The organism is Micromonospora sp. NPDC023814, assembly GCF_040639595.1.
Taxonomy (GTDB): Bacteria; Actinomycetota; Actinomycetes; order Mycobacteriales; family Micromonosporaceae; genus Micromonospora.
The window spans coordinates 53224-60288 of the sequence record NZ_JBFAAF010000049.1 but is presented as its reverse complement, the minus strand read 5'-3'; the positions used below and the strand labels follow the sequence as shown (position 1 = coordinate 60288).

Below are 7065 nucleotides of genomic sequence, written 5' to 3'. Positions count from 1 at the left end.
GCGCACGGCCGCAACATCATGCACGCCCTCACCGAACTCGCCACCGGCCGTCCCTGGCTACCCGCAACCGGAACGACCACCTGATCAGTCACGTCCGGCCGAAGTGCCGGGAGAAGATCGGCCCGGTGGGACCGGCGGCCATGTACTCGGCGTTCTCCACCTCGCTGCTGATGCCGACCAGCTCGGCGAAGTTGACCGCGTTCATGCCCGGCACCTCCAGCCGGAACACGGCGGCACTGATGATCTCGGTGTTCTGGCGCGGGTCCTGAGTACCCTGACCTGCCATGATCGTCCTTCCTGGTTACGTCGTCGCTCGGGGTCAGTCGTCGCCCGCGCCGTGCGAGAGCTGGGAGAGGCGGAACACCACGAACTCGGCCGGCTTGACCGGTGCGATGCCTATGTCGACGGTGAGGATCCCGGCGTCGAGGTTCTCCGGCGGGTTGTTCTCCGCGTCGCACTTGACGAAGAACGCCTCGGACCAGGTGTCGCCCATCAGGGCGCCGCTGCGCCACACCCGGCGGAGGAACATCGTGATGACCCGGCGCACCGCGTCCCAGAGTCGGGGATCGTTGGGCTCGAAGACCACCCAGTTGGTGCCGAGCAGGATGGACTTCTCGATCCAGTTGAACAGCCGCCGGACGTTGAGGTAGCGCCACTCGGCGTCGCTGGAGAGCGTACGGGCGCCCCAGATCCGGATGCCCTGGCCGGGGAAGGACCGGATGCAGTTGACCCCGATCGGGTTGAGCTGGTCGTGCTCGCCCTTGGTCAGGCCGCTCTCCAGGGCGAGCGCACCCCGGATGATCTCGTTGGCCGGTGCCTTGTGCACGCCCCGGGTGTCGTCGTTGCGGGCCCACACGCCGGCGACGTGGCCGCTCGGCGGCATGAGCACCGCCCGTCCCTGCGCCGGGTCCATGACCTTGATCCAGGGCCAGTAGAGGGTGGCGTACTTGGAGTCGTAGCCGGCGACGTCCTGCCGCCACTCCTTGAGGCGCTGCGGGTGCAGCCCGGGCGGCGGGTCGAGGATGGCCACCCGGTCGCCCATCAGCTCGCAGTGCGCGATCATCGCGAGCTGAACGGCCTTGAACGCCTCGTCGTCGATGACGCCGCGCTGGTGGGCGGCGGCCAGGTCGGGCACGCTGAGCATGGTGACGTCCTCGATCGCCTCCAGCCCGGCGAAGCCGGTCCGGTCGCTGACGTCCCCGACGTAGTCCTCGGCGCGCACCCGCAGGTCGCCGTCGACGGTGGTGGTGGCCGGCAGCCCGGCGGTGGCGAGAGCGACCTCGGCACCACGTCGGGGCGGGGCGAGCGTCGCGCCCTTGGCCTCCTCGATCTGGATCAGCTTCGACTGCTGCTTGGCGGCGGTGACCACGTTCCCGGCACCCCGGCGGGTGGTCAGGTTGTCCAGCGTCTCGACCGGCTTGCCGGCCTGCTTCACGACCAGCTTGAAGGTGTCGTCGCCGCCGTCGGAGGCGTCGGTGACCTCGACCGAGAGGTCCTGTCCGGCCGGGCCGGGCAGGGCGGCGCGAACGGTGAAGGAGAGCTTCCCGTTGTCCCCGCCGGCCGGCACCGCCGCGGTGGCGTACGCCCCGTCGCCGCCCGCCGCCCCGGCGTCGCCGTCGGAGCCACCCACCCGGACGACGTACGCGGAACCGCCGCCGTTGAGGAAGTATCCGTAGACCGACAGGGGCAGGAACGCCCCGGCAACGAACCCGCCGAAGGTGCGGGTGTACTGCGACCAGTTGGTGATCAGGGTGGGCTCGTTGACCGGCCCCCTCTCGGCGAAGCCGACGAACGCGGCGACGGCGGTCCCGACCGCCTCGATCGGCCTCGACCCGGAGGACACCTCCTCCACGTAGACGCCCGGCGACAGATACGTCGGCATCGAACCTCCTGTACGACGGTGTGTTGCGGCGAGCATGCCAACGGCGCCGGGCCGGATCCGTTGCCCGCCGGACCGCCACGGGGGCAGGCCGCACTGCCCCGAAGGGCAACGGATCCGCCCCATCGGCCTGCCCGGCCGCCGAGTGCAGGGTCGCCCCGGCGACCGGCAGGGTGGGTGGGTGATCTGGGATGTCGACCTGTCGGTCCGGGCCTGGCTGGGCAGCTACCTGCCGCCGGGGGTGCCCGTGGTCTTCGACCCGCCGGACCGCTGCGCGCAGCTGGCCGGCGAGCGGGTCTCGGCCTTCCTGCTCGACGTGGAGGAGGACTCCAATGCCGTCTCCGCCAGCTGGGACGACCTGCGCGACGCCACCGGCCAGGTGACCGGGCGCCGCCCGCCGGGGCGGCGCTACCGGTTCAGCTACCTGCTCACCGCCTGGGGACCGGACACCGAGCGGGAACACCGTCTCCTCGGCGACCTGCTGGTCGGCTGCGCGGGTTGCACCGCGCTGCCCGTCCGTTTCCTCGTCGGGGCCCTGACGCGGGCGAACCAGTCCGTGGTGGTGCGCAGCGCTCCCCGCCGCGAGGGGGACGCCGGGTCGGCGTGGCTGCCACGCGGCGGCGCCGCCCGCACCGGCCTGCACCTGCAACTGCTCGTCCCCTACGTGCCGGAGGCGACGACCGATCTGGCGCCGGCACCGCGCGAGGTGAGCGTCAGCGCCGAACGGCACGGCGGCGCCTCCGGGGCCCGCACCACACGCCGCCCCGGACGGATCAGCGAACTCGGCTGAGCGCCGAGCGGATCGGGGTGGGCCCGGTCCGAACCGGCGACCCGACACGGGCCGGGCCAGCGGGTTGCCCGATGAGGTAACGACGGCTGCCCGTTGGTGTTCCTCGATCGCGGTACTGCCGGCACCCGTCGCGCGGCGAGACTGCGCGGCATGAGCGCCGCTGTGGGACTTGCCGAGACCGAGCTGACCGTCGCGCCCGGCGACGAGGTCGGCTGCACCGTACGGGTGCGCAACACCGCCTCTGTCGTCGACCACTTCACCCTCGACGTGGTCGGCGACGCTGGCTCCTGGGCCCAGGTCGAGCCACCGACGATGAACCTGCTGCCCGGCGCCGAGGAGGAGGCCCGGGTCACCTTCCGACCGCCCCGGTCGGCCACCGTCCCGGCCGGCGACCTCGACTTCGGGGTACGGGTCCGGGGCCGGGAGGACCCGGACGGCTCGGTGGTCGAGGAGGGCCGGGTCACCGTCCTGCCCTTCGTGGAGCTCGCTGCCGAGCTGGTGCCCCGGACCTCCCGGGCCCGTCGGACCGGGGCCCACCAGCTGGTCGTGGACAACACCGGCAACAGCGAGACCACCGTCGAGGTGCTGCCCACCGACCCGGACCTGCTGCTCGGCTTCCGGGCCCGGCCCGCCGCGCCGGTGCTGCGTCCGGGCACCGCCACCTTCGTCAAGCTGCGGGTACGCCCGAAGAAGCGGTTCCTGCTCGGCCCCGACCGCAGCCTGCCCTTCCAGGTGGCCGTCACCCGGCCCGAGACCGAGCCGATCACCTGCGACGGGCTGCTGGTGCAACGGGCGGTGCTGCCCGCCTGGTCGCCCCGGGTGGCGCTGGTCGCCGTCGCGGTGGTCGTGGCGGTGGTGGCGCTCTGGTTCGCAGTGCTCAAACCCACCGTGCAGTCCACCGCCAAGGAGGCTGCGCAGGTGCGGACCCAGCAACTCAACCAGGAGTTGAGCGAGGAGGTCGCCGAGGTCAGGACGCAGGCCAGCGAGGCGGCGCAGACCGCCGAGAAGGCCGAACAGGCGGTGACCGGGGGTTCCGCCTCGCCGAAGCCGAGCGCACCGCCGAGCCCGACGGCCGGCACGGGGAACGGCCCGGGTGGAACACTGGAGAACGCCGACCCGGACACCGCCGCCGACTTCCGGGTGGCCACCAACGCCTCCCCGACGTCGAACGAGTTCGCCCTGTCGACGTACCGGCCGGCGGCGAGGAAGGTGCTCTGGGTGACCGACGTCGTACTGCAGAACCCGCACGGCGACGCGGGCGTGCTCCAGGTGCGGCGGGGTGACACCGTGCTGCTGGAGACCGGCCTGAACAACTTCCGCGACCTGGACTACCACTTCGTACAGCCGTTGAAGTTCTCCGCCGACCAGCCGGTCACGGTGGCCGTCCGGTGCACCAACCCGGGCAACACACCGTGCACCCCGGCGGCGTACTTCGCCGGCCAACTGGTGCCGGTCGCACCGGCGACCAGCGCGTCCGCCAGCCCCGGCGCCGCCCGATGAGCGCCCGGCCGAAGTCCGGCGGGGCCACCGACCTCACTCCCGTACGCACCGCGGTCCGCGCCCGCGACCCGATCTCCCAGGCCGGGGTGATCGCCCAGCTCGGCGCCGATCCGGGCGGCGGGGACCCGGCCGGGGTCCGCCCCGTGGTGGTGGCCGGGGACGACGCGACGGCGGACGTGCTGGTGCTCGTCGGGGACACCGTGGACGACTGGCTGCTGGCCCAGCTCGACGCGCTGGCCGCCGCGCCCGGACCGGCACCCCGGCCGGTACTGGTCGTGGGACAGCTCGACGACACGGCGGGGCTCCAGGCCATCGAGGCAGGCGGGCTGAGCATGGTCCGACGCGCGGAGAGCACCGCGTCGCTGCTGCGCGAGGTGGTGCGGGCCGCCGCCCGAGGTGAGGCGCGGCTCCCCACCGATCTGCTCAGCTCCCTGCTGACCCGGGTGGGACGCGCCCAGCGCCAGCTGCTGGCCCCCCGGGGTCTGACCATCCTGCCCCTGTCGCCACGGCAGCTCGCCGTGCTGCGGATGATCGCCGCCGGGGCGGACACCGCCACGATCGCCCGGGACCTGTCCTACTCGGAACGCAGCATCAAGAACATCGTGCACGAGATCACCGTCCAGCTCGGCGTCCGCAACCGGACCCAGGCGGTCGCGCACGCCATCCGCGAGGGTCTGATCTGAACGTCCGACCGTTCCCGGTCGGCGGAAGTAAGGAAGGAGCGGCGACGTGGGCGTACCCGCGGCGAAGTTCGGCGACAAGGTGGTCGGCACCGACACGCACATCGTCATGCTCCCCTCGCCGGTGGGGCCGGTGCCGACCCCGACCCCGATGCCCTTCACCGGCACGATCACCACCGGGTGCAGCACCGACGTGCTGATCGAGGGGAAGCCGGCCGCCGTGGTGGGCAGCGGGGCGGTGAACGCGCCTCCGCACGTGCCCACCGGCGGACCGTTCCAGGTCCCGCCGACCAATCAGGGCACCGTCCTCGCCGGCAGCCCGCTGGTGCTGGTCAACGGCAAGCCCGTCGCCTGGCACGGTGACAAGGTCAACACCTGCAACGATCCCGCGCCCGCGCCGAACGGCACCATCGTCGCCACCGGTCAGGTGCTCGTCGGCTGATGGCACCGAAGGTCAGCGACGCCGGGTGAACACGCCCGGCTGCGCCGTCGGGGACTGCACGAGGAACGTCCCGCTGGTCACCGTCCCGACCGTCGGCACCGCCGCGACCGCCGTGCGGGGACCGGCCGTTCCGTCGGCGAAGACCATCATCGGTACGGCGAACCGGCCGGAGGCGTCCGCCGCCACGGTCACCGCCCCGGTGCCGTCAGCCCAGGCCAGCGAGACCGTCGCGCCCGGTGGGAAGTCTCGGCCGATGCCGGTCACCACCTGACCGGGCCGGCCGACCCCCGGGTTGAACGTCAGGCTCGGGCTGCGGCCGAAGACGCGCAGGGTCAGCGACTGCGCCGCCCGTCCCCCGGTGTCGGTGGAACTGGCCAGGGTGAGCACCGTGCTGGCTGCCCCGATGACGCGCGGGGTCGCCGCGACGTCCAGCACGCAGGAACTGCCGGCGGCGAGCACCGGGCCGCACCCGTTCCCGCTGACCGCGAAGGCCGCCGGGTACGGCTGCGGGCCGAGCGTGGCGGCTACGCTGAGCGGGTAGTCCCCGGCGTTGCTCAGGAGTACCCGGCGGGTCGGGGCGGCCACCCCGAGAGACGCCTCACCGAGGTCGAGCAGGGTCGTGTCGGAGTGCAGCACCGGCACGTCGGGGGCGGCCCCGGTCACGGTCACCGCCAGCCGCTCCCCCGTGCCGTGGACGATCCCGTCCACGGTGACCGTGAGCCGGCAGGCGTACTCGCCGTTGCGGGCCTTCGGGTCGACCCGGACCGTGAGCGTGACGTCGACGCTGCCGCCGCTGTCGACGGTCCGCTCGCCGGGCGTGACGTCGGCGCTGAGCTGCGGGTCGCAGTCGGAGACGCGGACAGTGACGGTGGACGGGATCGCCCGGATGCCGGCAAGGATCGCGGTGGAGACCTCACCGGCGGAGGCCGCCCTGAGCAGCACCCCGTCGGTGCGAGCGGTGATTTCGGTGAACTGACCGGTCTGGTCGAGGCTGGAGAGCGGGGACGCGGTGACGTCGACCGCCACCACCCGGATGCCCCGGGCGGTGAGCGCGGTGATCGTACCGGCGAGGTCGTGGCCGAGGCTCGGATCGTGCGACGGCGCGTCACCGAAGATCACCAGGATCGGGCTGCTGTCGGTGCGGAGGGCGACCGCGCCGGCGGCGACCCGGGACATCGCGTGCAGGTTCGCCTCCGGGGTGTCCCCGCCACCGGCCGCGGTCCAGGTGTTCACCGCCTCCTGCACGGCGGCGGGGTCGGCGGTCAGGTCCTGGTTGACGCGGAAGGCGTACTCGTCGCCGCCGTCGCGGTACTCGGCGACGGCGAACCGGGCGTCCGGCTGTACGGCGCTGATGTCCGCGACGATCCGGCGGGCGTTGGTCTTGACGTCCTCCAGCGCCCCGCCCATGCTGCCGGTGGTGTCGGCCAGCAGCACCACGTCGGGGCGGGGCGGCACGGTGGCCGTGGTGACTGTGCGGGTGAGCGTCGCCGACCCGCCGGGGGTCAACCCGATCGTCGTGTCGGTCAGGCCACCGCCCGGCGGGACGGCGGCCGGTGCGGCGGCGTCCGCGACGCTGATCCGGAACTCCGCTCCGCCGCCCGTGGCCGGTGCCGCGAGAAACGCGGCGTGCCCGGCCGGCGGAGCGCTGGCCACCAGGATTGCCATGACGGCCAGCGCCGACGCGGTGCGCAGTGAGCGGGAGGCGAATGCGGCCATGCCGGCATTGAAGCCGGCCGGGCCTACGCCGCGCAGCGGGTCGGCGGACAGACCTGGG

7 protein-coding genes are annotated in these 7065 nt (G+C 73.3%); 4 read left to right on the top strand and 3 right to left on the bottom strand.

Annotation, left to right across the window (positions count from 1 at the left end):
- Positions 1-88: 88 nt before the first annotated feature.
- Both AB0G14_RS23960 and AB0G14_RS23955 read right to left on the bottom strand, forming a co-directional pair.
- Positions 89-286, bottom strand: a complete 198-nt coding sequence (locus AB0G14_RS23960) for a hypothetical protein (RefSeq protein WP_357700880.1) — start codon at positions 284-286, stop codon at positions 89-91.
- 33 nt (positions 287-319) lie between these two features.
- Complete coding sequence (locus AB0G14_RS23955) at positions 320-1882, bottom strand: phage tail sheath subtilisin-like domain-containing protein (protein ID WP_357700878.1); 1563 nt, start codon at positions 1880-1882, stop codon at positions 320-322.
- 178 nt (positions 1883-2060) lie between these two features.
- On the opposite strand from AB0G14_RS23955, the gene AB0G14_RS23950 reads away from it, so the two are divergent.
- The 4 genes from AB0G14_RS23950 (at position 2061) to AB0G14_RS23935 (ending at position 5291) form a co-directional block, all read left to right on the top strand.
- Complete coding sequence (locus AB0G14_RS23950) at positions 2061-2669, top strand: Pvc16 family protein (protein ID WP_357700876.1); 609 nt, start codon at positions 2061-2063, stop codon at positions 2667-2669.
- Between the two features lie 150 nt (positions 2670-2819).
- Positions 2820-4169 (top strand): hypothetical protein, encoded by a 1350-nt coding sequence (locus AB0G14_RS23945; protein ID WP_357700874.1) that lies wholly within the window; start codon positions 2820-2822, stop codon positions 4167-4169.
- Complete coding sequence (locus tag AB0G14_RS23940) at positions 4166-4852, top strand: LuxR C-terminal-related transcriptional regulator (RefSeq protein WP_357700872.1); 687 nt, start codon at positions 4166-4168, stop codon at positions 4850-4852. Before AB0G14_RS23945 ends, AB0G14_RS23940 begins: the two co-directional genes overlap by 4 nt.
- A gap of 46 nt (positions 4853-4898) precedes the next feature.
- Positions 4899-5291 (top strand): PAAR domain-containing protein, encoded by a 393-nt coding sequence (locus AB0G14_RS23935; RefSeq protein ID WP_357700870.1) that lies wholly within the window; start codon positions 4899-4901, stop codon positions 5289-5291.
- 12 nt (positions 5292-5303) lie between these two features.
- Here the strand turns inward: AB0G14_RS23935 and AB0G14_RS23930 are convergent, their stop codons facing one another.
- Entirely contained in the window at positions 5304-7007 is a 1704-nt protein-coding gene (locus AB0G14_RS23930; protein WP_357700868.1) for a VWA domain-containing protein, read from the bottom strand.
- Between the last annotated feature and the right edge of the window lie 58 nt (positions 7008-7065).